The following is a 26,438-nucleotide window of genomic DNA, read 5'->3' on the forward strand; positions in this document are numbered from 1 at the left end:
TTTTACGGGTCGATCGCGTGCATGCAGGCTGTACGCCTCTCACCCGCATCCCACCCGCCATGAACGCGCCTGCCCTGTCCCCCTGGTCCCTGCCCGCCCTGCGCCAGCGCTGGCAACCGCGCCTGCCCGGCCTGCTGCTGGTCGGCCTGGTGGCGGCGGCGTCGCTGTACCTGGCCGAGCTGTCCTGGCTGCAGGCGCATGGCCTGAGTGCGCTGACCGTCGCCATCGTCGCCGGCATCGTGGTCGGCAACACCTTGTACCCGCGACTGGCCCCCGCCAGCGCGGCGGGCGTGGGCTTCTCCAAGCACTGGCTGCTGCGTGCGGGCATCGTGCTGTACGGCCTGCGGCTGACCTTCCAGGACATCGGCCACGTCGGCGTCGCCGGCGTGCTGATGGACGTGCTGGTGGTGGCGAGCACCTTCGGCCTGGCGTGCTGGCTGGGTGTACGGGTGTTCAGGATGGAGCGCGAGGCCGCCATGCTGATCGGTGCCGGCAGCGCGATCTGCGGTGCAGCGGCGGTGATGGCCGCAGAGCCGGTGGTGCGCGGCCGCGCTGCGCAGGTGACGGTGGCGGTATCGACGGTGGTGGTGTTCGGCACGCTGGCCATGTTCCTGTACCCGGCGCTGTATGCGCTGGTGCAGTCGCACGGCTGGCTGGCAATGGACGCGCGGCAGTACGGCCTGTTCACCGGCGCCACCGTGCATGAAGTGGCACAGGTGGTGGCTGCCGGACGTGCGGTGGGCGAGTCAGCCGCCGATACCGCGGTCATCACCAAGATGGTGCGGGTGATGCTTCTGGCACCGTTCCTGATCGCACTGTCGCTGTGGCTGGCCCGTGGTGGCAAGGCGGCGGCGGACGGTGGCAAGGCCCGGATCGTGGTGCCGTGGTTCGCGTTCGGTTTCGTGGCGGTTGCCGGGCTCAACTCGCTGCATCTGCTGCCGGTGGGTGTGCAGGCCGGCCTGGTGCAGCTGGATACCGTGCTGCTGGCCATGGCGATGGCCGCGCTGGGCCTGACCACCCATGTGTCTGCGCTGCGCCAGGCCGGGTTGAAGCCGCTGCTGCTGGCATCGATCCTGTTCGCCTGGTTGCTGCTGGGTGGCCTGGCGATCCACCAGGGTGTGCTGGCGGTGCTGGGCTGAGGGCAACGTGGATCGTTAGACTTGAGGCATGCCAGTCTCCCCCGCCCTGCTGCAGATCCCGCTGCGCCTGCTGGATGATCGATATGGGCGGGGCAATGTCGATGAAGCCGAAGACACGCTGGTCGAGATCGTTCAAGCGGTGATGGGCGTGCAGGCGACCTGTTCGTTCGACGTCGACACGCGGCACGCCAACCCGTGGTTCCACCAGCTGCTGCTGGAGCCCCGGGTCGCTGGAAAACCGGCCACCCCGGAGCAGTTGCAGGCGATGGCTGCGCGGCTGGTGGTCATCGGGCTGGGTTGAGGGAACGTTCGGCCAAGGTGCCGACCAAGGTCGCCCGCTACCGGGCGCCCCCACAATCGTGAACGACGGCGGGACCGGGCGCGCGCGCAGGTACAATGCGCCATGACTGATTTCTCGACCCTGCCGCTGAGCCCGGCCCTGCAGCCCGGCCTGGATGCCCTCGGCTACACCACCCTCACGCCGATCCAGGCGCAGAGCCTGCCCGCCATCCTTGATGGCCGCGATGTGATCGCCCAGGCCCCGACCGGCAGCGGCAAGACCGCCGCCTTCGGTCTTGGCCTGCTGCAATCCATCGACCCCAGCCTGATCCGCGTACAGGCGCTGGTGCTGTGCCCCACCCGCGAGCTGGCCGACCAGGTGGCCAAGCAGATCCGCAAGCTGGCCACCGGCATCCCCAACCTGAAGCTGCTGCTGCTGACCGGCGGCACGCCGCTGGGCCCGCAGCTGGCGTCGCTGGAAAGCCACGACCCGCACGTGGTGGTCGGCACTCCCGGCCGCGTGCAGGAACTGGCGCGCAAGCGCGCACTGAATTTGGGCGCCGTGCGCACCCTGGTGCTGGATGAAGCCGACCGCATGCTCGATATGGGCTTCGAGGAACCGATCCGTGAGATCGCCGGCCGTACCCACCGCGATCGCCAGAGCCTGCTGTTCTCGGCCACCTTCCCCGACACCATCCGCGCCATGGCCCGCGACCTGCTGCGCGATGCCGTGGAAGTGACCGTGGAAGGCGCCGACCAGGCCCCGGCCATCCGCCACCTGTTCTGCGAAGTCGAACCGGCACACCGGCAGAAGGCACTGGCCGGCCTGCTGCTGAAGTACACGCCCGAATCGGCCGTGGTGTTCTGCAACACCCGCAAGGACGTGGACGAAGTGGCCAACTCGCTGCAGCAGTTCGGCTTCTCCGCGCTCGCCCTGCATGGCGACATGGAACAGCGCGACCGCGAGGAAGTGCTGCTGCGCCTGGCCAACCGCAGCTGCAACGTGCTGGTTGCCAGCGACGTCGCCGCACGCGGGCTGGATGTGGAAGAACTGGCCGCGGTGATCAACTACGAGCTGCCGACCGACGTCGAGAGCTACCAGCACCGTGTCGGCCGTACCGGTCGTGCCGGCGCCAGTGGCTTGGCGATCAGCCTGGTGGCGGGCCGCGAAAAGAACCGCGCCGACGCCATCGAAGCACAGCGTGGCGAGCCGCTGGATTGGCAGAAGACGCCGCTGGCGACGTCGCGCCCGGCCGAGCTGCCGCAGGCGGCGATGCGCACCCTGCGCATCGATGGCGGCAAGACCGACAAGCTGCGCGCAGGCGACATCCTCGGCGCCCTCACCGGCGATGCCGGCCTGTCGGCCAAGTTCATCGGCAAGATCGCGATCTTCCCGACCCGTTCCTACGTGGCGATCGCCCGCGAGCAGGTCAACAAGGCGGTGGCGAAGCTGGAAGCGGGCAAGATCAAGGGCCGTCGTTTCCGCGTGCGGATGATGTGATTGAAGGAGCGCTGCCGATCACGGTTGGCAGCGAGGTGACTTGGTAGTGGCCAACCTTGGTTGGCCCATCCATGCGGTGCCAACCAAGGTTGGCAACTACCGGTTCGCCGCGATTCGCTCGGGCAGGTGCCACCTTGGTTGGCACCTGCGCAATCAGAACACCAGTTCGGTGTGCAGCGGCAGATCCGCTTCCCAGCGGCCACGGCCGCCCAGGCCATCCAGTTCGACCAGCACGCCGGCGCCGACCACGTCCACGCCCAGGCGACGCACCAGCGACAACGCAGCAACCAGCGTACCGCCGGTTGCCAGCACGTCGTCGATGATCGCTACGCGCGCACCGGCCGGCAGCGCGTCGGCATGCACTTCAATGCAGTCGCTGCGATATTCCAGCGTGTATTCCTCGCGCAGCACCTTGCCCGGCAGCTTGCCCGGCTTGCGCACCGGCACGAAGCCCACGCCCAGTTCCAGCGCCATGGCCGCACCGAGGATGAAGCCGCGCGATTCGATGCCGACCACCGCGTCCAGCTTCTGATCGCGCCAGCGATCGGCCATCGCCACGATCGCGCCACGGAAGTCCTCGCTGTGAGCGAGCAGCGGCATGATGTCCTTGAACAGGATGCCCGGCTTCGGGAAATCAGCGATGTCGCGCAGGCGTGAGGCCCAGGCGGGGACGGCCACGGTGGCGTCGGTCATTGCAGCTACCAGCTTGTATGGCGGCATAGGGTAACCGGTTCGCCCCTGCCCTGCCCGTTCCCGGCACCACTGCGCCGCTGCGTTCCACCGATGGCGCCGTGGGGCATCACGCCAAAATCGCACACGCGTGCGATAATCGCCCTAACCGGTCATTCACCCAGCCTGCGTCATAAGCAGGCCGACGCCTGCCCGCCGTCACGGCCCGCAGCCGCCCGGGATGCCGTTGGCCCCCGCCACGCCTGGCGCGCGCGGGGCTTTCCCCGCCTCCGCGCGGGTTTTTCGCAATGAGGTTCATGCAACGTGGACGAGACGACGAGAGTTCCGGCCCTGTGCCGTGTGCTGGTGGTCCTGCTCGGCATCCTGGTGACCCTGTTCGGCCTGGCTCTGCTGGTCGGCGGTGTACGCCTGGTGCAGCTGGGGGGCAGTTGGTATTTCCTGCTGATGGGTGCGGTGTCGGCGGTAGCCGGCGTACTGCTGGCGATGCGCCGGCCTAACGGTGCGCTGCTGTACGGCCTGGCCTTCCTGGCCACGCTGCTGTGGGCACTGGTGGATGCCGGCTGGAATTTCTGGCCGCTGGTATCGCGGCTGGTGATGCCGGCGGTGCTGGCCCTTCTGGTCGCCCTGGCGTGGCCGGTGCTGCGCCGCAGCCGAGGCCAGGTTGCCGGCCGCGGCGCCTATGGCGTAGCCGCCGTGCTGCTGGTTGGCCTGCTGGGCACTGCGGTGTCGGCGTTCCAGCCGCGCCCGGTACAGACCGCGCAGGGCACCACGCCGCCGGTGGTGCCGGTGGCCAAGGGCGCTGAACAGCGCGACTGGATGCACTGGGGCAACACCACCGCCGGCACCCGCTTTGCCGCGCTGGACCAGATCACCCCGGCCAACGTGAAGGAACTGCAGGTTGCCTGGACGGCGCGCACCGGCGATGTGCCGGAAAGCAACGGTTTCGGTGCCGAGGACCAGAACACCCCGCTGCAGATCGGCGACACCCTGTTCCTGTGCACCCCGCACAATCAGGTGATCGCCATCGATGCCGATTCCGGCAAGCAGCGCTGGGCCTTCGACCCCAAGGCCACCGCGCCGAACTGGCAACGCTGCCGCGGTCTGGGCTATTTCGACGCAACCACGGCACCGTCTGCGGCGGATGCAGCCGCTCCGGCACCTGCGCCGCTGCCGGCCGCCGAAACGGCCAGCACGGGCCCGGCGCTGTGCGAGAAGCGCATCCTGATGACCTCCATCGATGCGCGCCTGTTCGCGCTGGATGCAAAGAGCGGCGCGTTGTGCCCGGACTTCGGCAGCAATGGCGTGGTCGACCTGAAGGCCGGCATGGGCGAGATCAAGCCGGGCTTCTACACCCTCACCGCCGCACCGTTGGTGGCCGGCGAACTGATCGTGGTCGGTGGCCGCGTGGCCGACAACATCGAAGTGGGTGAGCCGTCCGGCGTGGTGCGTGCCTACAACGTGCGCACCGGCGCGCTGGCCTGGGTCTGGGATCTTTCCAGGGAAACCCCGGACGTGCCGCTGGATCCGTCGATCCACTACACGCGCGCCACGCCGAACGTGTGGACCTCGATGGCCTACGACCCGCAGCTGGGCCTGGTCTACCTGCCCACCGGCAACACCACGCCTGACCAGTGGGCCGGCGAGCGCACCCCGCAGGATGACAAGTACAGTTCGGCGGTGGTTGCGCTGGACGTGGCCACCGGCAAGGAGCGCTGGGTCTACCAGACCGTGCACCACGATCTATGGGACTACGACCTGCCTGCGCAGCCGACCCTGACCGACGTGCCCGATGGCAAGGGCGGCACGCTGCCGGCCCTGCTGCAGATCACCAAGGCCGGGCAGATCTTCATGCTCAATCGCCAGACCGGCGTGCCGATCAGCGAAGTGCGCAACATACCCGCGCCGCAGGGCAATGCGCAGGGCGAACGCTATGCCGCCACCCAGCCGCTGTCGGTGGGCCTGCCGCAGATCGGCGCGCAGACGCTGACCGAGTCGGACATGTGGGGCGCCACCCCGATCGACCAGATGCTGTGCCGCATCCAGTTCAAGCAGTTCCGCTACGACGGCATGTACACGCCGCCGGGCGAAGACCTCGCGCTGCAATGGCCCGGTTCGCTGGGTGGCATGAACTGGGGCAGCGCCTCGGTCGACCCCACCACCGGCTACCTGTTCGTCAATGACATGCGCCTGGGCCTGTGGACCAAGCTGATCCCGCGCGCGCAGATGACCAGCGGCGACGGTGGCGTGGAAATGGGTGCGGCCTCGCAGACCGGCACGCCGTACGGCTCGCTGCGCGACCGCTTCCTGTCCAAGCTGGGCATTCCCTGCCAGAAACCGCCGTTCGGCACGATGTCGGCGATCAACCTGGCCACCCGCCAGCTGGTCTGGCAGGTGCCGGTGGGCACGGTGAAGGACACCGGGCCGATGGGCATCAAGATGGGCCTGCCGATTCCGATCGGCATGCCGACCCTGGGCGGTTCGCTGGCCACGCAGTCGGGCCTGCTGTTCTTCGCCGGTACGCAGGATTACTACCTTCGCGCCTATGACAGCCGCACCGGCGAGGAAGTGTGGAAGGCCCGCATGCCGGTTGGCAGCCAGGGCACGCCGATGACCTACGTCTCGCCGAAGACCGGTCGCCAGTACGTGGTGATTTCCGCCGGTGGCGCACGCCAGTCACCGGACCGTGGCGACTACGTGATCGCCTACGCGCTGCCCGAGCGCAAGTGACCGGCGCCACGCGGCGCAGCCTCGCAGGCTGCGCCGCGTGGGTACCGGTTGCTGGTTCGAGCCCTTACCATGCGAGGTCGAACCCGATGAAAGCTGCTGCCATGCCTGCCGTTCCTCCCAGCCGTCGACCCAAGCGCCCCCCTGCCCCACCGCAGGATCGTGGCCTGGCCCATGAGCTGATGCAGCAGATCCAGGACAACCAGGGCGATCCGGACTTCATGACGTCGCTCGGCCGCGGCCTGGCCGTGCTGAGCGTGTTCTCGCAGCACCCGCGCGAAGTGACGATGTCGCAGATCAGCAGCGATACCGGCATTTCCCGCGCAGCGGTACGGCGCGTGCTGTACACGCTGGAAAAGCTCGGCTACGTGGGTGAACAGGGCCGCGGCTTCGTGCTGCTGCCGCGCGTGCTGGGCATGGGCGGCGCCTATGTCGCGTCGTCGTCGATGACCGCTGCTGCACAACCGGTGCTGGATGCCCTGCGCGATGCCGTGCACGAATCCTGCTCGCTGGGCGTGCTCGATGGCGATGACATCCTGTACGTGGCGCGCGCGGAAACCGTACGCATCATGTCGATCGGCCTGCGCGCAGGCAGCCGCTTGCCGGCCTACTGCACCTCGATGGGCCGCGTGCTGCTGGCCTCGTTGCCGCGCGACACGCTGGAAGGCTACCTGGAACGCAACCCGCTGCGGCCGCGCACTGAACGCACGGTCACCCGCATGGATGACTTCCTCGACCTGCTGGAAAAGGTGCGCCGCGAAGGCGCGTCGCTGGTCGACCAGGAACTGGAGATCGGCCTGCGCTCGATCGCCGTGCCGGTTCGTTCGCGCAGCGGCGATGTCGTGGCCGCGCTGAACATCGGCACCCAGGCGGGCCGTATCGGCCTGGGCGTAATGCAGACCCAGCTGTTGCCGCGCCTGCGCGAAGCCGCACAGCGGCTGGGGACGTTGTTGAATTGAGGTGCAGCCGCCGGGCATGGCGCGGCGCTTCCGGGACCGCGCCCTGGTAGCGCCGGGCCATGCCCCGCGGATGTTCGGCGTCAGCGCTCTGCGGCCTGCTCTTCCAGGATCGGCTTGGCCAGCGCGAACGCGTGGTTGGCCGCGGGCACGCCACAGTAGATCGCGGCCTGCAGCAGCGCTTCCTTGATCTCCTCCGGCGTCACGCCGTTGTTGCGGGCGGCACGGATATGCAGCTTGAACTCCTCGTCGTGGCCCAGCGCCACCATCATCACGATGGTCAGCAGCGAGCGCGTATGCCGCGGCAGGCCCTCGCGCGTCCACACCGTGCCCCACGCCGTGCGCGTGATGAACTCCTGGAATTCGGTGGTGAACTCGGTGCGCGCCTGCAGCGAGCGTTCGACGTGTGCCTCACCCAGTACCTGGCGGCGCACCGCAAGGCCGGCTTCGTAGCGTTCCTGTTCGTCCATCGTGGTCTACCTGTTGTGCGGGATCAGTGCTGCGCCGAAAGATGCGCGGCCAGTGCGGAGGTGAACGCCTGCGGCGATTCCAGGTTGCAGATGTGGCGGCCCGGCACGGCGGCATGGTGGCCATGGGCCACGCCGTCGGCGATTGCCTGCAGCTCGGCCGGAGCGCACACCGGGTCGTCATTTCCGGCAATGGCCAGCAGCGGCACGCCAATGCGGCCCAGCGCATCACGGAAGTCGGCCGTGCCCACGGCGTTGCAGCAGCCGGCATAGCCAGCCACGCTGGTGGCGAGGAAGCGCTGCAGGATGTCTTCCACCTGGCTGGCATGGGTCTGCGCGAAAGCGGCGGTGAACCAGCGTTCGCGGGTGCCATCGACCAGCGGCAACAGGCCATCGTGCTGGACCTGGGCGATGCGCGCCTGCCAGCCGTCCAGCGTACCGATCTTCGCTGCGGTGGCAGCCACCGTGAGCGTGCGCAGGCGATTGCCAGCATGCACGCCCAGCCACTGCCCGGTCAGGCCACCGATCGACAGCCCGCAGAAATGGCTGCGCGCGATGCCGAGGTGGTCCCACAGGGCCAGCACATCAGCGCCCAGTTCGGCCACGCTGTACAGCCCCGGCGGCGTGCTGGACTGGCCATGGCCGCGACGGTCATAGCGCAGGATGCGGTACTGCGAGGCGAGTGCATCCACCTGCGGCCGCCACATGCCCAGGTCGGTACCCAGCGAATTGCAGAAGGTCAGCCACTGCCCGTCGGCGCGGCCCTCGGTCTGGTAGTGCAGGCGATGCTGCGGAAGGTCGAGGAATGGCATGCGTGCTCCAGCGTTGAACGTAGGATCAGCCGCGCGCGAGCACGCGGTCGATCCAGGTATCGGCCATGCCGCGCCAGCTGTCTGCGGCGAACAGGGCATCCAGTTGTGCGGCGGAAAGCTGCGCGGTGACTTCGGGCATCTGCCCCAGCACCACGCGCAGGTGCTGCGATTGCGCAAGCGCCTGCCTGGCCGCTTGTTCCACCAAGGCATGTGCGGCCGGCTTGCCGATGCGCTCGCCCAGGGTGACCGCAACGGCTTCGGCGTAAAGCAGCCCGCCATGACTGTCCAGGTGCTGGCGCATGCGCTCGCGGTCCAGCTGCAGGCCCTGCACCACCACATCCACCTGGGCCAGGCTGCCCGCACACAGGCGCACGATCTCCGGCACGGTGTCCCATTCGGCGTGCCATTGGCCTGCTGCGCGCTCGTGCGGCTGCGGCATGGCAGTGAACAGCGTGGACAGCAGGCCCGGTACGCGCGTGGCGGCGGCAATGGCGGCCACGCAGCCCACCGGATTGCGCTTGTGCGGCATTGCCGAGGAACCGCCCTTGCCCTCACCCGCCGGCTCGAAGGCTTCGGCCACCTCGGACTGCATCAGCAGCACGATGTCGGTGGCGATCTTGCCGAGACTACCGGTCAGCAGTGCGAACACGCTGCCGAACTCGGCAATGCGGTCACGCGCGGTGTGCCAGGGCAATGCCGGCAGCGGCAACTGCAGCTCGGCAGCCAGGGCTTCGGCCACGTCCAGCCCGCGCGTCTGCAGCGAGGCCAAGGTGCCAGCGGCACCGCCGAACTGCAGCACCAGCGTGTCTGCGGCCAACGCATCCAGCCTGCGCTGGCTGCGCTGCAGGGCGTCGAGCCAACCGGCCGCCTTCAGGCCGAAGGTCACCGGTACTGCGTGTTGCAGCAGCGTGCGCCCGGGCAACCCCGTGCTGCGCTCGGCCTCGGCCAGCCGCGCCAGCGCCATGCACAGCACGCGCAGGCGCGCCTGCACCTGGCTGACTGCCGCGCGCAGCTGCAGCACCGCGCCGGTATCGATGATGTCCTGGCTGGTGGCGCCCCAGTGCACCCAGCGCGCGGCCTCGGCATCGTTCGCCTTGACCTGCGCGGTGAGTGCCTTGACCAGTGGAATGGCCGGATTGCCAGCCAGTGCGGTGGCTGCCGACAGCGCCGGCAACGAATACAGATCGGCACTGCAGGCCGCTTCGATCGGTGCCAGCGCGGCTGCGGGAATCACCGCGCACTGCACCTGCGCGCGCGCCAGAGCGCGTTCGACATCGAGCATCGCCTGCAGGCGTGCTTCATCGCGGAACACGGCGTCGACGGCGGGGTCGCCGAACAGACCGCCCAGCAGCGTTGGGAAGTGGCTCATCGGTGCAGTCCATCCTGGGTAATCACAGCTTACCCGCGCCCGCCGCACGCGGGCGTGGAGTGGCCGGAAGGCGCGTCGGGCGCGCCGCGATCAGTATGCGAAGAACACCGTCTCGTCCGGGCCCTGCATGCGCACGTCCCAGTGGTACAGGCCCTTGCCCTGCGCCTGTGCGACCAGGGTGTGGCGGCGTTCGGCCGGCACCAGCGCGAGGATGCCGTCCTCGGCGTTGCTGGCTTCGTCACTGAAGTAGATGCGTGCACGGGTGGCCTGCAGCAGGCCGCGCATGAACACCAGCACCACCAGGTGCGGCGCCTGCGGCTCGCCACGCAGGCCCGGCACCCGGCCCGGCTTGACGGTGGTGAAGGCGAAGCGGCCCTGGTCGTCGGTGGGCACGCGGCCCCAGCCGTCGAAGGCAGGGTCGTGATCGTCCCGGCGCGGGTCTTCGCCATGGGCATAGATGCCCTGCGCGTCGGCCTGCCAGATTTCCAGCACGGCATCGGACACCGGCACGCCATTGCCATCGAACACCTGGCCCTGCACTTCCACGCGCTCACCCTGCGCGGTGGCCGGGGCGATGTCGGTGCGGTACAGCGGTTCCAGGCCCAGGCGGTAGTACGGGCCCACGGTCTGCCATGGAGTGGATTGGAAACTCATGGTGTTACTCCCAGACGGTCATCTTGCGACCGCGCAGCACGATGTCGAAACGGTAGCCCAGCGCAAATTCGTTGGCGGTGTTTTCCCAATCGAACGAGGACACCATGCGCTCCCGCGCCTTGGCGTCGTCCACGCAGTTGTAGATCGGATCAAACGCCAGCAGCGGATCATTGGGGAAATACATCTGCGTGACCAGGCGCTGGCCGATGCCTTCGCCATGCAGCGAGAAGTGGATGTGTGCCGGGCGCCAGGCGTTGTAGTGATTGCGCCACGGGTACGCGCCCGGTTTGATGGTGGTGAAGCGGTAGCGGCCTTCGCTGTCGGTCAGCACCTGGCCGGTGCCCTTGAAGTTCGGATCCAGCGGCGCGTCGTGCTGGTCGCCCTTGTGCAGGTAACGGCCGGCGGCGTTGCACTGCCATACCTCCACCACGGTGTTGCGCACCGGGCGGCCGTTCTCGTCCAGCACGCGGCCGCTGACGATGATGCGCTCACCCTGCGGCTGGCCGGGGAAGCCGGCGGTCAGGTCGGCTGCATGCTCACCGAGGGTGATGCGGTTGATGCTCGGGCCGGTCACTTCCGAGAGCGTCACCGGGATCGCGATCGGGTCGGTTCCCGGGCCACGCAGCGCGGTGGAGGCATACGGCAGGTGGATGCGCGGCGGCTGGCTGCCGGGGTACGGCTTGCGGTAGCCGCGCAGTGGGGTGGGATCGCTCATGGCGTACTCCTGTTGGCGAGCGGCCCGGAAGCCGCAGCTGTCTTGAGATTACGGAATCAGGGGATGGTTCACACGCGCTCGATGGCCAGGGCCACGCCCTGCCCCACGCCGATGCACATCGTGGCCAGGCCACGGCGGCCACCGCTGGCCTCCAGCTGGCGCAGCAGGGTCAGCGCCAGGCGCGCGCCGCTCATGCCCAGCGGGTGGCCCAGCGCGATGGCACCGCCGTTGGGGTTCACGTGCGCGGCATCGCCGGCCAGGCCCAGCTGGCGCATGCAGGCCAGCCCCTGCGAGGCGAAGGCCTCGTTCAGTTCGATGGCATCGAAATCGTCGATGGCCAGGCCCAGCCGTGCCATCAGCTTCTGGCTGGCCGGCACCGGGCCCATGCCCATGATCGCCGGCTCCACGCCGGCACTGGCAAAGCCGAGGATGCGCGCGCGCGGGGTCAGGCCCAGCGCCTGCACCTGCGCACCGGAGGCCAGCAGCAGCGCGGCGGCACCATCGTTGATGCCCGAGGCGTTGCCGGCGGTCACCGTGCCCGGCTGGCGGAACAGCGGCTTCAGCTTGGCCAGTGCTTCGGCGGTGGTATCGCCGCGCGGGTGTTCATCGCGCTCGACGGTCACGGTTTCGCCGCGTTTGCGGCCCGGTGCGTCTACCGCCACGATCTCGCCGTCGAAGAAGCCGCGGGCCTGCGCGGCGGCCGTTCGCTGCTGGCTGCGCAGGGCGAACGCATCCTGGTCCTCGCGGCTGACGCCGTAGCGCTCAGCCACGTTCTCGGCGGTCTGGCCCATGGTCTCCACGCCGTGCAGTTCACGCAGGCGCGGGTTGATGAAGCGCCAGCCCATGGTGGTGTCTTCGATCTGCTGGTCGCGGGCAAACGGCGAGGTTGCCTTGCCCATCACGAACGGCGCGCGCGACATCGATTCGACGCCGCCGGCAATGGCCAGGCCGAGCTCGCCGGCAGCAATGCCACGGGCCACGGTGCCGATCGCATCCAGGCCCGAACCGCACAGGCGGTTGATCGTGCTGCCGGGCACGCTCACCGGCAGGCCGGCCAGCAGCAGGCTCATGCGGGCGACGTTGCGGTTGTCCTCACCGGCCTGGTTGGCGCAGCCCAGGTAGACATCCTCCACCAGCGCCGGGTCCAGCTGCGGGTGGCGCGCCAGCAGTGCCTTCAGCGGAATCGCGCCGAGGTCGTCGGCGCGCACACCGGACAACGCGCCGCCGTAGCGGCCGATCGGGGTGCGGATGCCATCGACGATATAGGTCTCGTGCAGCGGCATTTCAGGCTCCCTCGGCCAGTGCCAGCGGCAGGCCGGTCAGTTCACGCAGTTGATCGATGTCCACGCCCTCGACCATTTCCAGCACGGTCGCGCCGTCGGCGCCGAGGTCGAACACCGCCACATCGGTATACACGCGCGACACGCAGCGCAGGCCGGTCAGCGGATAGCTGCATTCGGCCACCAACTTGCTTTCACCCTGCTTGGTAAGCAGGTCCATCATCACGAACACCTGCTTGGCCCCGATGGCCAGGTCCATTGCACCGCCCACGGCGGGAATCGCATCGGAGGCGCCGGTGCTCCAGTTGGCCAGGTCACCGTGTGCCGAGACCTGGAAGGCACCGAGCACGCAGATGTCGAGGTGGCCGCCACGCATCATCGCGAACGAATCGGCGTGGTGGAAATAGCAGCCACCGGTCAGCAGGGTAACCGACTGCTTGCCGGCATTGATCAGGTCCGGGTCTTCCTGGCCGGGCGCCGGCGCCGGGCCCATGCCCAGCAGGCCGTTTTCCGACTGCAGCAGTATCTCCTTGTCCGCCGGCAGGAAGTTGGCCACCGTGGTCGGCAGGCCGATGCCCAGGTTGACGTAGGCCCCTTCGGGAATATCGCGCGCCACGCGCGCGGCCATCTGTTCGCGGCTGAGCTTGTTCATGCCTGCACTCCTTCTGCGGCCACCGGCACCACGCGCTGCACGAAGATGCCGGGGGTCACCACGGCCTCCGGGTCCAGTTCGCCCAGCGGCACAACCTCACGCACCTGCACGATGGTGCAGCGTGCGGCCATCGCCATCAGCGGGCCGAAGTTGCGTGCAGTCCGGCGATACACCAGGTTGCCCCAGCGATCGCCGCGGTCGGCCTTGATCAGCGCGAAATCGGCATGCAGCGGGTACTCGAGCACGTAGTGGCGACCGTCGATCTCGCGCGTTTCCTTGCCCTGGGCCAGCTCGGTGCCATAACCGGTGGGCGTGAAGACCGCGCCCAGCCCGGAACCTGCCGCATGGATGCGCGCGGCCAGGTTGCCCTGCGGCACCAGCTCCAGTTCGATCTCGCCGGCGCGGTAGGCCGCGTCGAAGTGCTGCGAATCGGCCTGGCGCGGGAAGGAGCAGACGATGCGGCGCACGCGCTTGTGCTTGATCAGCGCAGCCAGGCCGGTATCGCCGTTGCCGGCATTGTTGTTGATGATGGTCAGCTCGCGCGCACCCTGTGCAATGAGCGCATCGATCAGCTCGTCGGGCATGCCGGCAGTGCCAAAGCCGCCGATCATCACGGTCGCGCCATCATGGATATCGGCCACCGCTGCTTCCACGCTGGCCACGCTCTTGTCGATCACTGCATTGCTCCTTGCCCTGCCTGCCGGCGGTCATCACCGCCACGCTGCAGGGCCACTGCGAAGGGAAAACATGACCCGGACATGGTCGCCATGGCACGTCGCCCGGTCAATGCGATATTCGGCCATTCGATTCGATAATCGCACATTGAGTGATGTGCTCCGGCCATCGGTTCAACGCCGGTTCTGACCCACGCCCACGCGCAGGCCGAGGCACGCCCATGCCGCCAGCAGCAGCGGCGCAGCGCACAGCACGTACAACGAGGACGGCTGCCAGCCACCATCGACCAGAACACCCACCGTGAGTGGCGAGAGGATCGCACCGACCCGGCCGATGCCGATGGCCCAGCCCAGGCCGGTGGTCCGCACTTCGGCGGCGAACACCACCGGCGCGGCCGCATACAGGCCGGCCATCGCTGCGAACAGTGCCGCACCGATCACGAAGGCCAGCGGGAAGGCCACGCCCAGCTGCGTGCTGAAGGCCGCAAAGCCCAGCATCGAAACCATCGCCAGCAGCAGCGCGCCGGCCGTCAGCCTGGACAGCGACCAGCGCGAGGCCAGCCAGCCGAACAGGCTGCCGCCAACGATGCCGCCCAGGTTCAACAGCACGCCACCGGTGATGCCCTGCTGCGCCGACACGCCGGCCGAGACCAGCAGCTTCGGCGTCCAGCTCAGCACGAAATAAAACGCGAACATGTGCAGGAAGAACGCCAGCGCGATCAGCAGCGCGACGCGGCGCAGGTCACCCACGAACAGCGCGGCATAACCCTGGCGCTGGCCGTCGCGCACCGGCGCTGGCGGCAGCGCCTGCAGCTCTGGCAAGCGCATGCGCGAGAGCAGCGCGTTCAAGCGTGGCAAGGCATTGGCCGGGCGACGCGCGACCAGGAAATCCAGCGATTCGGGCAGGCATTTGAGCACCAGCGGAATGCACAGCAGCGATGCCGCTGCGCCGACCAGGAACACGCTGTGCCAGGCCCAGTGCTCCAGCATCCAAGCAGCCAGCAGACCGCCAGCGGTCGCACCGATCGGGTAGCCGGTGGCCTGCAGCGCGACTGCGGTGCTGCGCCACTTGGCGTTGGCGTACTCAGCGGTGATCACCCCCACACCGGCCAGCATGCCGCCGATGCCGATGCCGGTGTACACGCGCAGCGCACCCAGCTGCCAGGCGTCGGCGGCCAGCGCGGACAGCGCCATGCCACTGGTGAGGATCAGCAGGCAGCAGACGATCATCGGCCGCCGCCCCCAGCGGTCGGCCAGCGGTGCCAGCAGGAACGAACCCAGCGCCATGCCGACCAGCCCGGCACTGAGCATCAGCCCCAGTACTTTGCCCGACAGCGCCCAGTCCGCCGAAACATGCGGCGCGGTGAAGGCCATGACCATCACATCGAAGCCATCAAGCATGTTCAACAGCACGCAGATGGCGATGGCGGTCCACTGGAAGGGACTCATCCGTTCAAGGACAAGCGACGGTGCGGCGGCGGAGGCGTGGCTCATGGTGCGGTTTCCTGCAACAGCGTGATGCGGTGGAACGTCCGGCGGGGAAGGTCTCAGTGACCGGCCTGGCTGGATGCATGAATGACCTGCAGAACGTCCTGGAGGCGCTCAACCTCGACCTGGCCTGGCGCCGACGGGGTGCCGATCATGCCGAAGGTCAGGGCCTGGCCGAAGGTTTCGCCGGCCAGGCGCGAAACCACGCCGGTGCCGCCCATCGACATGGTCAGCAGCGGCTTGTCGCTCTGCTGGCGCACCTGCCAGGTGGCATCGAGCAATGCCAGCACATCGCCAGCGTCGCGCGGCATCACCGCGATCTTCAGCACGTCCGCGCCAAGGGCCTGCTGCTTTAGCAGGCGTGCGACGATTTCCTCGCGCGGTGGCGTGGCGTGGAAGTCATGGCTGGACATCACCACTTTCACGCCAGCCTTGTGGGCCTGCGCCACCAGCGCCTGCACCACCTTCGGATCGCGGAACATCTCCACGTCGATCAGCTGGGCGACACCACCGCGCAGCAGCGCGGCGTAGAGCTTGCCGTAGTCGGCATCGCTGATCGGCTTGGCGCCCCCTTCGGCCTTCGTGCGGAAGGTCACGATGGCCGGCTTGCCCCCCAGCGTGGCCTGGATGCGCTTGCCCAGCGCGATCAGCGCCTTGCGATCGGTGGCGATGTCCAGGTAGTCGATGCGCCATTCGGCGATGTCGGTGGATCTGCTGGCGGCGATCGCCGCGGCCTGCTGCAGAGCGACATCCGCGGTGGCACCGGTAATCGGTACGATGGTGCGCGGGCTGCCCTCGCCGATGCGTAGTTGGCCGACCTGCAGCACCGCCGGTGGCGGCGCGGCCAAGGCCAGCAAGGGGGAGGAGGCGAGCACGCCGGCGAGGACAACGGAAGCGAGCGGAATTTTCATCGCGGTCACCACAGCATGGAAGGAGCGCGCGGCCATCAGAAGGTCACCTTGGCCTGGACACCCACGGCCCAGGCGTTGTCGGTACCGCTGTAATTGAACGTGCCCGGGTTGACGATGTACTGCACGTCCGGGCGGATCATCAGCCAGGGGTTCACCTGGAAGCTGTAGGACAGCTCGAACAGCTCCTCGGCCTGGCTGAGGTTGTACAGCGGCGAATCGGTGGGCACGCCCCCGGCGGCCAACGTGGCGCGCCGCGCATCGACCAGGCGGTCATTGATGTCAGCGCCGACGTAGCCCAGCGCGATGCTGTCCTGCGCACGCGCGCCGATGCCCTGGTAGACGCCGCCCAGCGCGTACCAGCGCTTGATCTGCGCGGTATCGGTGTCGGACACCATGTACTGCGCGAAGGCGGTCAGGCCGCGGCTCGGGTCGGCCGATTCCTGGGTCAGACGCTGTTCGGCCAGCACGTAGGCGCCGTGGCGCCCGGTGGTCGGCGAGGTATCGAGGCCGCGCCTGTCCACGCGCGACGTGTCGTAGTAGCCACCGAACTTGTAGACGCCGGCGTAGCGGCTGCCCTTGGCCGGCGTCCAGGTCACCTCCACCGGAAACAGCGAGCCGGTGGTGCCCGAAACGAACGGACGGAATGCGTTGCGTTCGATGTTGCCGCCCAGGTTCGGGTTGACCTGGAACCAACCCGTGCGCACGTTCACCGCCGGGCTGATCTGCTGGGCGAACTCACCGCCCCAGCGTGCCATCGGATAGTTGTACCAGCCGCTGTTGCCGGACATCGCCAGCGGGTGGGCGCAGAATGCGGCGTTGACGAAGTGGGTCAGCAGGCTGTGCAGGCCGAACTGGTTGCCCATCGCGTAGTACCCCAGCTTGTAGTACGACCGGCCCGCATTGAAGGTCTGGTCGTAGCTCAGCTCGGTCAGCCGCGTGTACTGGCCGCCATACGCCTCCTGGATCGGGAAGCGGTTGCCGACGAAGTCCACCGAGGTGCTGCGGCCACGACGATCGTTGAGGGTGAAGTGGAACGCACCGCCGTCCCAGCCGGCCAGCGTGCCCATGTCCAGGTCCACGCCCACCCGCACCTGCTGCGCATAGCGCGCGCCGGTTTCGCCGTAGCCACCGTCGACCACGCCCATGGCCTCGCCCACGTAGTCGCCGCGGAAGGCAACGCCGCGCTCGAACAGATCGGTGCGGCTACCGCCCCAGTCGCCGGTAAGCGTCTTGCCTTCGTAGCGGTTGCTGGACTGCGCGCTGGCCACGGCTGGCAGCAGCAGGGCGGCCAGCAGGCCCAGGGAAACAGGTTTCGCAGGATTCATGATCGCGGTCTCGTGGAGGTGATCAGCGCAGCGACAGCGGCGCACTCAGCGGGGAGGTGGCGCCCTGCGCCGAGGTAACCGTGGCGGTCAGGCTGCCGGCAGCGGCAGCGTCGGTCCCTGCACCGAGCGGGAAGGTGAAGCTGCCCTGCCCCTGCGCGTCGGTACGTGCTTCCACACTGCCCAGCACCCACTCGGCCTCGTTGCCGGTGGCGGCGCGGTTGCCGAACACTTCCACCTGGTAGCGGGTATCAGGCACGCCCTGAAGACGACCCGTCAGCTGGCGCTGCGCACCCTTGCCCTGCACTGCGGTCAGCTGCGGCGCGGCCTGGCCGAGGTTCGGCAGCGGCTGGCAGCCAGCCTGGCCGGCAGCGGTGCAGATGCGCGCACGCTTGGACGCATCGTTGTCCACGCCACGGCCACGGGAGCCGACGAAGCTGGCGTGCTCCAGGCCCGGCACACCGAACACGATGGCGCCACGCGGCTGGCCCTTCACGCAGGCCCCGCCGGCTTCGCAGCGCTCGATCGGCAGGCCGTTGCCGTAGATGCGGTTGCCGGTGAAGCGGTTCGGCGCACTGACCGGCTGCGGGCGCACGCCGATGCCGATGCCATTGCCGGTGATGGTGTTGCCGTCGACCACGTTGCCGCTGCCGGTGATGCTCAGGCCCAGCGAATTGCCGGTGAAGGTGTTTGCCGCGATGTAGTTGCGGTTGCCCCAGTTGATCTGCAGGCCATCGGAGTAATCGACGAAGCGGTTGTGGACCACGCTGTTGTCGTTGCCCCACAGGATCTCGATGCCCTGCGAGGGTTCCGGGTTGGCCCTGGTGGATTGGAACAGGTTGTCGGCCACCAGGTTCCAGGCCGCGCCGCGGGTCAACTCCAGGCCGTCGCCGTTATCGAGGAATACGTTGCGCACGATGCGGTTGTGCACGGTGGTGGCGGCGGTGGACTGGCCCTTGCCGTCATCACCGGTGAGCATGATGCCGGCGCCGCCCTTGTTGGCGACGATGCGGTTGTCATGGATCTCGTTGTGGCTGGAGCGGTTGACCAGCACGCCGATGCAGAAATTGCGGATCTCCAGGCCGGCCAGCTCCACGCCCTGGGTATCGCGCAGGACCAGGCCCGGCAGCGTGGTGGTGCGCACGTTGGTGCCGGACTGGCCCGGCTCGGCGCCTGGGCAGGCATCGGTACCGGTGCCGGTGACGTAGGCCGAGCCATCGATGGCGACGTACTGGCCATCGCGTTCCCAGGACGTGCCGATGATCTGCACCGGCCCCTTGATCTCCGGCAGCGGCGTGGCCGGCGTGATGACGTAAGGCGCAGCGCCCACGGCCGCGATCTCGATCCGGTAGCGACCCGGCGCCGCATTGGCAGTGGTGATCGCCCAGCGCAGCGAGCCGGCGTTGGCGTCGTCGGCGTAGCGGTCCACGCGCAGCACCTGCAGTGCTTCGCGCGGCGGTTCGGCCTGGTAGGCCAGCGCCAGCGTCGGCAGCACGGCAAGCAGGGACAGGGAAACAATGGACAGACGACGGCGCATGCGATCACTCCGCGCAGAGGAAGGAAAATCCGGCGGCCTTCCCCCTGCACCTGGCATCAGCACCGGACCGGCTGCTGCCCTCGCCCCGCCAGGGGTGGATCGCTTGGACTGCTATGAAACTGCGGAAATGAAAGTAGGTTTATCGCACTGCACCATTCAAGTGCGGTAATCGACTACGTGTGCGAATATCGCACTGAATGGGTACTACCATCGTTGTAGGCGAGGTGTTTGCAGGGCTTGTAGCCCTGCACTGCCAGGAGCCAGAGCAACAGATCTCGAAACAGATCGGGGGCAGATCCGGCAGATCGCGGCCAACTATCGAAGGCGGGGCACTGTGGGTTTGCGGGGTGTGAGCCGCATGGATGCGGCGACCAAGCCCCCATGGGTGAGGGCGCTTTGCTTGCGAGGCACTGCTTCGTAAGCGCCCGAACGCACAGCCGCCAGCGGCTGGGCCGGTCTGGGGATTCACGGCGTCCCCGCATACACACAGTGCCCCGCCATCCCACAGGATGCCCGCTGTTGCTGTTGCTCCGGCCTCGGCGGGTGCAGGGCGCAGCCCTGCAAAAGAAAACCCTACGAACTGCAGGACAGCATCGAACAGCCTGCGCGGTCGTCAGCCCACGCCGGCCGCTTGCCGGCGTAATGTTCCAGCCCCGGGCGTTCGGTGTACGGATCACGCAGTACGTCCTGCAGGGCATGCACACCGCCCAGGTCGCCCTGCTCGGCGCGGTCGATCGCTTCCTGTGCCAGCCAGTTGCGCAGCACATACAGTGGATTGGCCGCGCCCATCTTGGCGACACGCTCGGCTGCCGGCAGCGGATCGGCACGCAGCCGCGCCGAGTACTCCTGCAACCACTGCTGCAGAGGTTCCTGCACCGCGTGCTGGCGCTCGGCGTCGTAGAAGACCTCGGACAATACGCTTGCATCGGGTGCGTTGGCATCGATGCGCATCAACGCACGCCATGCCAGGGTCATGTCCATGCCGCCGTCCTGCATCAGCTGCTGCCAGCGCTGGTAAAGCTGCAGATCGGCATCGTCGGCCGCGGCCAGCCCCAGCTTGGCCGCAACATCGCGACGGGTGCAGGCGACAAAGGTCGCCTGGTAAGCGGCCAGCCCTGCCTGCAGCGGCTGCACGTCGGCGAACAACGGCGACAGCGCCTGCGCAAGCCGGTTGAGATTCCAGTACGCCACCTGCGGCTGGGTGCCGAAACGATAGCGGCGTCCCTGCGCATCGGTGGTGTTCGGGGTCCAGTCCGGGTCGAAGTCTTCGACCCAGCCATAAGGGCCATAGTCCAGCGTCACGCCGAGCACGGAGAGGTTGTCGGTGTTCATCACCCCATGCACGAAGCCCACGCGCATCCAGTGCGCGATCATCTCTGCGGTGCGCACGGCGATCTGTGCGAACCAGTCGCCATACAGCGCTTCGCCCTGCCCCGTCAGTTCCGGGAAATCGCGGGCGATGCACGCCTCGACCAGTTGCTTCAGCAGTGCGGTCTCGCCACGTGAAGCAGGCAGTTCAAACGAACCAAAGCGCAGGAACGAGGGCGATACCCGGCAGACGATCGCGCCAGGTTCCGCGCGCGGATGACCGTCGTAGAACATGTCGCGCACCACGTCTTCGCCGGTGCCGACCAGCGACAGGGCGCGCGTGGTCGGCACACCCAGGTGATGCATGGCCTCGCTGCACAGGAATTCACGGATCGACGAGCGCAGCACCGCACGGCCGTCGGCGCCGCGCGAATACGGCGTCGGCCCGGCACCCTTCAGCTGAAGCTCCCAGTGCCGGCCATCGGGGGCGATCACCTCGCCCAGCGAGATGGCGCGGCCATCACCGAGCTGACCGGCCCAATGGCCGAACTGATGGCCCCCATAGTTGGCCGCCCACGGCTGCATGCCCGCATACAACGCGTTGCCGCCGAACACCTCGGCGAAGCCTTCGTCATCGACCTGCGCAGGATCGAACCCCAGCATCCCGGCAACCTCCGGCGACCACGCCAGCAGCACCGGCGCTGCGACAGGCGTCGGCATTACCGACGACCAGGCCGCACCCAGCACTTCGCGCCGGCGCGGACCGGACTCGGGATCGCCCGGCAGCAGATTCAGCAGGCGGTTGTCGAACTGGGGGGCAGTGGTATCCATGGGCAAATCATGGGGGCGGCGACGGCCATCCTCAATCGCCGCGCAAGGCCTGCAATGCCCCGCCGTGCGCCTCGGCGCGCCGGTAGGCCGGACGCTCACCGATGCGCTTGAGGAAGCCACGCAACGCCGGCTTGTCGTCCAGCCCGCCGCCGCGTGCGGCCGCCGCCTGGATCGGGAAGCTCATCTGGATGTCCGCAGCGGTGAAGCGTTCGCCTGCAAACCATGGGCTTTCGGCCAGGCGCCGTTCCATCCAGTCCAGATGCAGGCGTCGCTGCGGGCCGATGAAACCGCGCTCGGCCTTGTCGGCGATGCTGCGGGCGATCGGCCGCGCGAAGAATGGCATCGGCGCGTTGCGGATGCGGCTGATCACCAGGGTCAGCAGCATCGGCGGCATGGCCGAACCTTCGGCATAGTGCAGCCAGTAGCGGTAATCGATGCGCTCTTTGCCTTCGGCCGGTACCGGCGACGGCGACAGCTGGCGATGCACGTCGTAGCGGTCAACCAGGTAGTCGAGGATGGCGCCGGATTCGGCCAGGATGAGGTCGCCATCCTGCAGCACCGGCGCCTTGCCCAGCGGATGCACCTGGCGCAGTTCCGGCGGCGCCAGCAGGGTCTTCGGGTCGCGCGGGTAGCGGCGCAGTTCGTAGTCCAGGCCCAGCTCTTCCAGCATCCACAGCACGCGAAGCGAACGGGAATTTTCCAGATGATGGACGATGCGCATGGGCGGCTTCCGCAGAAAGGTGCCCGATGGTAGCGCGGCCTGGTGCACGCAGGTGTCTGCTACCCTGCCCGGCCGTGGAAGGCCTGCCAGCATGGACACCCCGCCGTTCGATGCACTGCTTGGTTACCTCGGGCAATCCGAGGACCACAACTGGACGCAGTACATCTGCGAACACGTCGCCAAGGGCGTCCTGCGCAGATTCGAAGCGCACGATTGGCAGCGCCTGCAGAAGATGATCGCAGCGCAACCCGCGTTCTGGCAGCAACGCTGCACCGACGCGCTGGGTGAATGCATGAAGCCCGAAGCCTTGCCGCTGCTGTTCAGTCAGCTCCATTCCAGCGATGACGACAGCCGGATACTGGCGGCCTATCACCTGCAATGGATGGAAGTGCCGGTGGGTCCGGAGGTGGTTGATGTCCTGCGCGAGATCCTGTCGCGCATTCCGGCAGCCGAACGCGCCGAGTACCAGGAAATAACCCAGCTGCTGGAGCGGGCGCTGGCTGCGGGTTGAACCCGTCGTGCGACGCAAACGAAAAACGCCGGGAGCTTTCGCTCCCGGCGTTCTGGCTACCAAACGGTAGCAGACGGATTAGACCGCCTGCACCTGGTCAGCCTGCATACCCTTCTGGCCCTGGACGGCGACGAAGGTAACCTTCTGGCCTTCCTGCAGGGTCTTGAAGCCGGTGCCCTGGATCGCGCGGAAATGCACGAACAGGTCCGGGCCGCTTTCCGGGGTGATGAAGCCGAAGCCCTTGGCGTCGTTGAACCACTTGACAGTGCCGGTCTGACGATCAGACATATTTACTAACTCCTGAAACACATGTTGAAAAAAATCGCAGCCACCGGGTATCGGGGCCGAGACTGAGTTGCAGGCGTTGGTAAAGCGGATCGATGAGCGGATCGTGAGATCAACTGCACCAGGCCACGATTCACGGTGACCCTAGCAAACACAGTGGGCCAGACGATACGCGTGTTTTGAGCAAAAAGCGATAGCCATGATATTCAGCGTCAAACGGCCAGCCCCTAGACAGGGCAAGGGGTTGCACCAGATCGAGGCTAAACCCGGGTCCCCATTCAGGTTTTTCCTACCCTACACTGGGTAAATGACTGAAGCTGAAACCCGAGCTGAACCCCTGCTCCCCCGCATCTGGGTGGACGCAGACGCCTGCCCTGTTGTCATCCGCGACATCCTGTTCCGCGCAGCTGAACGGGTCGGCGTGGAGCTGACCCTGGTCGCCAACCAGTGGATCCGCACCCCACCTTCGCGCTGGCTGCGCTCCATCCAGGTACCGCAGGGACTGGATGTGGCTGACAGCGCCATTGTCGAACGGATGGCTGCCGGCGACCTGGTGGTCACCCAGGACATCCCCTTGGCGGCCCTGGTGCTGGAGAAGAAGGGCGTGGCCCTGAACCCGCGCGGCCAGCTGTACACCCCCAACAACATGGCCGAGCGGCTGTCGATGCGCAATTTCATGGAAGAACTGCGTGGCGCCGGCGTCCAGACTGGCGGGCCACCGCCGCTCGGCGCGCGTGACCGCCAGTTGTTCGCTGCCGAGCTGGACCGCTGGCTGGCGCGACGACCGCGCAGGTGAATCCGGCTGTGCGTCAGCCGGGAACGCACAAGGTGTGCGCGCTGCGGAAGCTGCGTCGCTGGCCGGTCAACGGATCATCGAAGGCCAACGCCTGCGCCAGCAGCTGCAACGGCGGCTCGGCCACACTCTGTGGCCGCACGTGCAGCTGCGGATAGAGCTCGTCCCCCAGGATCGGCGCCCCGAGCGCGGCCATATGGACGCGCAGCTGATGCTTGCGCCCGGACTCGGGCGCAAGCCGGTAGCGCCAGACCGGACCGTGCGCATCAATGACCTCGACACGGGTCAGCGCATTCGGCTCGCCGGGAACTTCAGCCATACGGAAGAACGGTTCCCCCGGCTGCAGCCGGCTATGCCGCTCCAGCGGAAACCGCAGGTCCGGCAAGGCCGGCGCCAGCGCCTCGTAGGTCTTCTCGATGCGGCGCTCACGAAACAGCCTCTGGTACGCGTCGCGCGTTTGCGGCTGGGTGGAAAACAGCACCAGGCCGGCCGTCAGCCGGTCCAGCCGGTGCAACGGCACCAGATCGGCGTTGCCAGTGCGCTCGACCAGGCGCGCCAGCAGGGTCTGGCGCACAAAAGCACCGACCGGCGCGGTCGGCAGGAAGTGCGGCTTGTCGGCCACAAGCAGGTGCGCGTCGTGATGCAGGATGTTCTCTTCGAAGGGAATCACCGGCTCATCGGCCACTTCACGGAAGTAGCGGATCTCCAGCCCCACCTGCCACGGCATGTCCGGTGCCAGCGCCCTGCCCTGTGCGTCCTGTATCCGCCCGCGTGCGAAGCGGCTCTCCCATTGCAGCCGGTCGATGCGCGGGAAGCGCGCGCACAGGCCGTCCAGCAGGGAATTCCAGTCACCGGGCGGCAGCTGCAGTCGGCTGGGCGTGGTCATGGCGCGATCGGGGCGCCATCGCTCTGCAGACGGCGCGGACGTGAAAGGGACATACGACAGGACACGCCAGAAGCATCAGGGCGGCCAGCGTGCCACCGATCATGCCCTGCCGACACCCCCATACCGGACACCCCCGGGGCAAACCTCTATCATTGACGGTCTTTACCCCTCTGGATCTTCATGGCCCTCACCGCCACCATCCGCAAGGCCGAACTGCAGATCAGCGACATGGATCGCGGCTACTACGCGACCCACAACCTGACCCTGGCCCAGCATCCGTCCGAAACCGACGAACGCCTGATGGTGCGCCTGCTCGCCTTCGCGCTGAACGCTGGCGACCGCCTGGAATTCGGCCGCGGCCTGAGCACCGACGACGAGCCGGACCTGTGGGAACACGACTACACCGGCGACATCCTGCAGTGGATCGACCTCGGCCATCCGGACGAGTCGCGCATCCGCAAGGCCAGCAACCGCAGCCGGCAGGTGCAGGTGGTCAACTACGGTGGCAATGCATCGGACATCTGGTGGCAGAAGCAGGGCAAGGGCCTGGCCCGCTTCGACAACCTGTCGGTGGTCGACCTGGACGGCGGCTTCGTCGATCTGTGGGGCCAGCAGATCCAGCGTGCGATGCGCTGGAGCGTGCTGATCCAGGACGCCGAAGTGCAGCTGCTCAACGATCAGATGCAGCTGGACGTGATCCCCAACTGGCGAAAGCGCGCCAAGGCATGAGCACGATCCGCTGCGACGTACTGGTGATCGGTGCCGGCGCTGCCGGGCTGATGACCGCGATCACGGCGGGCCAGCGAGGCCGGCATGTGCAGGTGATCGACCACGCCAACAAGATCGGCAAGAAGATCCTGATGTCCGGCGGTGGCCGCTGCAACTTCACCAACACCGGCACCACCCCGGCCAACTTCCTGTCGGCCAATCCGCATTTCTGCAAGTCGGCACTGGCGCGTTACTCGCCCTACCACTTCATCGAGATGGTCGAGCGCCACGGCATCGCCTATCACGAGAAGGAACTGGGCCAGCTGTTCTGCGATGTCTCGTCCAAGCAGATCGTGAAGATGCTGGTGGACGAATGCCAGCAGGCCGGCGTGCAGATCCGCACGCAGTGCAGCGTGGAGCGCATCGAGCACGGCACTGACGGCTTCCGCGTGCACACCACGCACGGCCTGTTCCATTGCGCCTCGCTGGTGGTCGCCACCGGCGGCCTGTCCATTCCCAGCCTGGGTGCAACCGGGTTCGGCTATGAGATCGCGCGCCAGTTCGGCCACCAGGTGCTGCCCACCCGCGCCGGCCTGGTGCCGTTGACCCTCAGCGGCACCCACCAGGAGCGCCTGGCCGAGCTCAGCGGCGTTGCCCTGCCGGTCGAGGCCAGCAGCAACGGCACCCGCTTCCGCAACTTCATGCTGCTGACCCATCGCGGCGTCAGTGGCCCGGCCATCCTGCAGATTTCCTCGTTCTGGCAGCCCGGCGACGCGCTGTCGCTGGATCTGCTGCCCGGCCAGGATGCCGCCGAATGGCTGCGCCAGATGAAACGCGAACGCCCCGCTGCGGAACTGCGCACGGTGCTGGGCGATGTGCTGCCCAAGCGGCTGGCGCAGCGCCTGTGCGAGCACTGGCTGCCCGACCGCCCGGTACGCCAGCTGGACGAGCCGGACCTGCGCAAGGCCGCACAGGTGCTTTCAGCGTTCCCACTGGTGGCCAGCGGCACCGAGGGCTACCGCACCGCCGAAGTCACCCTGGGCGGCGTCGATACCAACGAGGTCTCTTCCTCGACGCTGGAATCCAAGCGCGTACCCGGCCTGCATTTCGTCGGCGAGGTGCTGGACGTGACCGGCTGGCTGGGCGGCTACAACTTCCAGTGGGCCTGGGCCAGCGGGCACGCGGCCGGCGGCGTGGTGTGAACCGCATCGCCGTTCCATGCACG

26 protein-coding genes are annotated in these 26,438 nt (G+C 67.8%); 9 read left to right on the plus strand and 17 right to left on the minus strand.

Annotated features, from left to right (window positions below; translation table 11 throughout):
• The first annotated feature begins 59 nt into the window (after window positions 1-59).
• The 3 genes from AC3WTC_RS01855 (at window position 60) to dbpA (ending at window position 2,919) form a co-directional block, all read left to right on the plus strand.
• Entirely contained in the window at window positions 60-1,139 is a 1,080-nt protein-coding gene (locus tag AC3WTC_RS01855) for a YeiH family protein (protein WP_492710302.1), read from the plus strand.
• A 28-nt stretch (window positions 1,140-1,167) separates the two neighbouring features.
• Complete coding sequence (locus AC3WTC_RS01860) at window positions 1,168-1,440, plus strand: hypothetical protein (protein WP_025875070.1); 273 nt, start codon at window positions 1,168-1,170, stop codon at window positions 1,438-1,440.
• A gap of 102 nt (window positions 1,441-1,542) precedes the next feature.
• On the plus strand, window positions 1,543-2,919 hold the full coding sequence (gene dbpA / locus AC3WTC_RS01865; protein ID WP_025875072.1) for an ATP-dependent RNA helicase DbpA: 1,377 nt from the start codon (window positions 1,543-1,545) through the stop codon (window positions 2,917-2,919).
• A gap of 153 nt (window positions 2,920-3,072) precedes the next feature.
• On the opposite strand, the gene AC3WTC_RS01870 is transcribed toward dbpA, so the two are convergent.
• Window positions 3,073-3,612, minus strand: a complete 540-nt coding sequence (locus AC3WTC_RS01870) for an adenine phosphoribosyltransferase (protein WP_032951771.1) — start codon at window positions 3,610-3,612, stop codon at window positions 3,073-3,075.
• A gap of 300 nt (window positions 3,613-3,912) precedes the next feature.
• On the opposite strand from AC3WTC_RS01870, the gene AC3WTC_RS01875 reads away from it, so the two are divergent.
• Both AC3WTC_RS01875 and AC3WTC_RS01880 read left to right on the plus strand, forming a co-directional pair.
• Window positions 3,913-6,336 carry a membrane-bound PQQ-dependent dehydrogenase, glucose/quinate/shikimate family gene (locus AC3WTC_RS01875; protein ID WP_312401497.1) on the plus strand — a complete coding sequence of 808 codons (2,424 nt, stop codon included), beginning with the start codon at window positions 3,913-3,915 and terminating at the stop codon, window positions 6,334-6,336.
• A 101-nt stretch (window positions 6,337-6,437) separates the two neighbouring features.
• The gene (locus tag AC3WTC_RS01880) at window positions 6,438-7,292 is read left to right on the plus strand and encodes an IclR family transcriptional regulator domain-containing protein (protein WP_025875077.1); all 855 of its coding nucleotides are present in this window, start codon (window positions 6,438-6,440) and stop codon (window positions 7,290-7,292) included.
• A gap of 80 nt (window positions 7,293-7,372) precedes the next feature.
• On the opposite strand, the gene pcaC is transcribed toward AC3WTC_RS01880, so the two are convergent.
• From pcaC to AC3WTC_RS01950, 14 genes are all read right to left on the minus strand, one after another.
• Window positions 7,373-7,759, minus strand: coding sequence for a 4-carboxymuconolactone decarboxylase (pcaC, locus tag AC3WTC_RS01885; RefSeq protein ID WP_025875079.1), 387 nt, complete (start codon window positions 7,757-7,759; stop codon window positions 7,373-7,375).
• Between the two features lie 23 nt (window positions 7,760-7,782).
• Window positions 7,783-8,568 carry a 3-oxoadipate enol-lactonase gene (gene pcaD, locus AC3WTC_RS01890; RefSeq protein WP_492710306.1) on the minus strand — a complete coding sequence of 262 codons (786 nt, stop codon included), beginning with the start codon at window positions 8,566-8,568 and terminating at the stop codon, window positions 7,783-7,785.
• A 25-nt stretch (window positions 8,569-8,593) separates the two neighbouring features.
• Window positions 8,594-9,937 carry a 3-carboxy-cis,cis-muconate cycloisomerase gene (locus AC3WTC_RS01895; protein ID WP_492710308.1) on the minus strand — a complete coding sequence of 448 codons (1,344 nt, stop codon included), beginning with the start codon at window positions 9,935-9,937 and terminating at the stop codon, window positions 8,594-8,596.
• 90 nt (window positions 9,938-10,027) lie between these two features.
• Window positions 10,028-10,591: a protocatechuate 3,4-dioxygenase subunit alpha gene (gene pcaG / locus AC3WTC_RS01900; protein WP_025875085.1), complete on the minus strand. Its 564-nt coding sequence runs from the start codon at window positions 10,589-10,591 to the stop codon at window positions 10,028-10,030.
• 4 nt (window positions 10,592-10,595) lie between these two features.
• Window positions 10,596-11,306, minus strand: coding sequence for a protocatechuate 3,4-dioxygenase subunit beta (gene pcaH, locus AC3WTC_RS01905; RefSeq protein WP_032977592.1), 711 nt, complete (start codon window positions 11,304-11,306; stop codon window positions 10,596-10,598).
• 68 nt (window positions 11,307-11,374) lie between these two features.
• Window positions 11,375-12,589, minus strand: a complete 1,215-nt coding sequence (gene pcaF, locus AC3WTC_RS01910) for a 3-oxoadipyl-CoA thiolase (protein WP_492710310.1) — start codon at window positions 12,587-12,589, stop codon at window positions 11,375-11,377.
• Between the two features lies 1 nt (window position 12,590).
• On the minus strand, window positions 12,591-13,238 hold the full coding sequence (locus AC3WTC_RS01915) for a 3-oxoacid CoA-transferase subunit B (protein ID WP_492710312.1): 648 nt from the start codon (window positions 13,236-13,238) through the stop codon (window positions 12,591-12,593).
• Window positions 13,235-13,915: a 3-oxoacid CoA-transferase subunit A gene (locus AC3WTC_RS01920; protein WP_025875093.1), complete on the minus strand. Its 681-nt coding sequence runs from the start codon at window positions 13,913-13,915 to the stop codon at window positions 13,235-13,237. Before AC3WTC_RS01920 ends, AC3WTC_RS01915 begins: the two co-directional genes overlap by 4 nt.
• A gap of 171 nt (window positions 13,916-14,086) precedes the next feature.
• Window positions 14,087-15,406: an MFS transporter gene (locus AC3WTC_RS01925; protein WP_195763005.1), complete on the minus strand. Its 1,320-nt coding sequence runs from the start codon at window positions 15,404-15,406 to the stop codon at window positions 14,087-14,089.
• Window positions 15,407-15,459: 53 nt separating this feature from the next.
• Window positions 15,460-16,311, minus strand: a complete 852-nt coding sequence (gene aroD, locus AC3WTC_RS01930) for a type I 3-dehydroquinate dehydratase (RefSeq protein ID WP_492710314.1) — start codon at window positions 16,309-16,311, stop codon at window positions 15,460-15,462.
• Between the two features lie 35 nt (window positions 16,312-16,346).
• Window positions 16,347-17,636, minus strand: coding sequence for a carbohydrate porin (locus AC3WTC_RS01935; protein WP_492710315.1), 1,290 nt, complete (start codon window positions 17,634-17,636; stop codon window positions 16,347-16,349).
• A gap of 22 nt (window positions 17,637-17,658) precedes the next feature.
• Entirely contained in the window at window positions 17,659-19,170 is a 1,512-nt protein-coding gene (locus AC3WTC_RS01940) for a right-handed parallel beta-helix repeat-containing protein (protein ID WP_492710317.1), read from the minus strand.
• A 573-nt stretch (window positions 19,171-19,743) separates the two neighbouring features.
• Window positions 19,744-21,309: a protein adenylyltransferase SelO gene (locus AC3WTC_RS01945; protein ID WP_492710319.1), complete on the minus strand. Its 1,566-nt coding sequence runs from the start codon at window positions 21,307-21,309 to the stop codon at window positions 19,744-19,746.
• A 31-nt stretch (window positions 21,310-21,340) separates the two neighbouring features.
• Complete coding sequence (locus tag AC3WTC_RS01950) at window positions 21,341-22,030, minus strand: glutathione S-transferase (protein ID WP_154880062.1); 690 nt, start codon at window positions 22,028-22,030, stop codon at window positions 21,341-21,343.
• A 91-nt stretch (window positions 22,031-22,121) separates the two neighbouring features.
• Between AC3WTC_RS01950 and AC3WTC_RS01955 the strand changes: the two genes are divergently transcribed.
• Window positions 22,122-22,541 carry a hypothetical protein gene (locus AC3WTC_RS01955; RefSeq protein ID WP_051585111.1) on the plus strand — a complete coding sequence of 140 codons (420 nt, stop codon included), beginning with the start codon at window positions 22,122-22,124 and terminating at the stop codon, window positions 22,539-22,541.
• A gap of 78 nt (window positions 22,542-22,619) precedes the next feature.
• Here the strand turns inward: AC3WTC_RS01955 and AC3WTC_RS01960 are convergent, their stop codons facing one another.
• Window positions 22,620-22,829, minus strand: coding sequence for a cold-shock protein (locus AC3WTC_RS01960; RefSeq protein WP_025875108.1), 210 nt, complete (start codon window positions 22,827-22,829; stop codon window positions 22,620-22,622).
• A 304-nt stretch (window positions 22,830-23,133) separates the two neighbouring features.
• On the opposite strand from AC3WTC_RS01960, the gene AC3WTC_RS01965 reads away from it, so the two are divergent.
• Window positions 23,134-23,622 (plus strand): YaiI/YqxD family protein, encoded by a 489-nt coding sequence (locus tag AC3WTC_RS01965; protein ID WP_492710322.1) that lies wholly within the window; start codon window positions 23,134-23,136, stop codon window positions 23,620-23,622.
• Between the two features lie 13 nt (window positions 23,623-23,635).
• Here the strand turns inward: AC3WTC_RS01965 and AC3WTC_RS01970 are convergent, their stop codons facing one another.
• Window positions 23,636-24,505: a pseudouridine synthase gene (locus AC3WTC_RS01970; protein ID WP_492710324.1), complete on the minus strand. Its 870-nt coding sequence runs from the start codon at window positions 24,503-24,505 to the stop codon at window positions 23,636-23,638.
• Window positions 24,506-24,685: 180 nt separating this feature from the next.
• Between AC3WTC_RS01970 and AC3WTC_RS01975 the strand changes: the two genes are divergently transcribed.
• Complete coding sequence (locus tag AC3WTC_RS01975) at window positions 24,686-25,234, plus strand: YaeQ family protein (RefSeq protein ID WP_025875114.1); 549 nt, start codon at window positions 24,686-24,688, stop codon at window positions 25,232-25,234.
• A complete protein-coding gene (locus AC3WTC_RS01980; RefSeq protein WP_032977610.1) occupies window positions 25,231-26,415 on the plus strand; it encodes a BaiN/RdsA family NAD(P)/FAD-dependent oxidoreductase in 1,185 nt (394 codons plus the stop codon). The genes AC3WTC_RS01975 and AC3WTC_RS01980 overlap by 4 nt, the downstream gene beginning before the upstream one ends.
• The last annotated feature ends 23 nt before the right edge of the window (window positions 26,416-26,438 follow it).

It is taken from the genome of Stenotrophomonas sp. FW305-C-20-S1 (genome assembly GCF_058783335.1).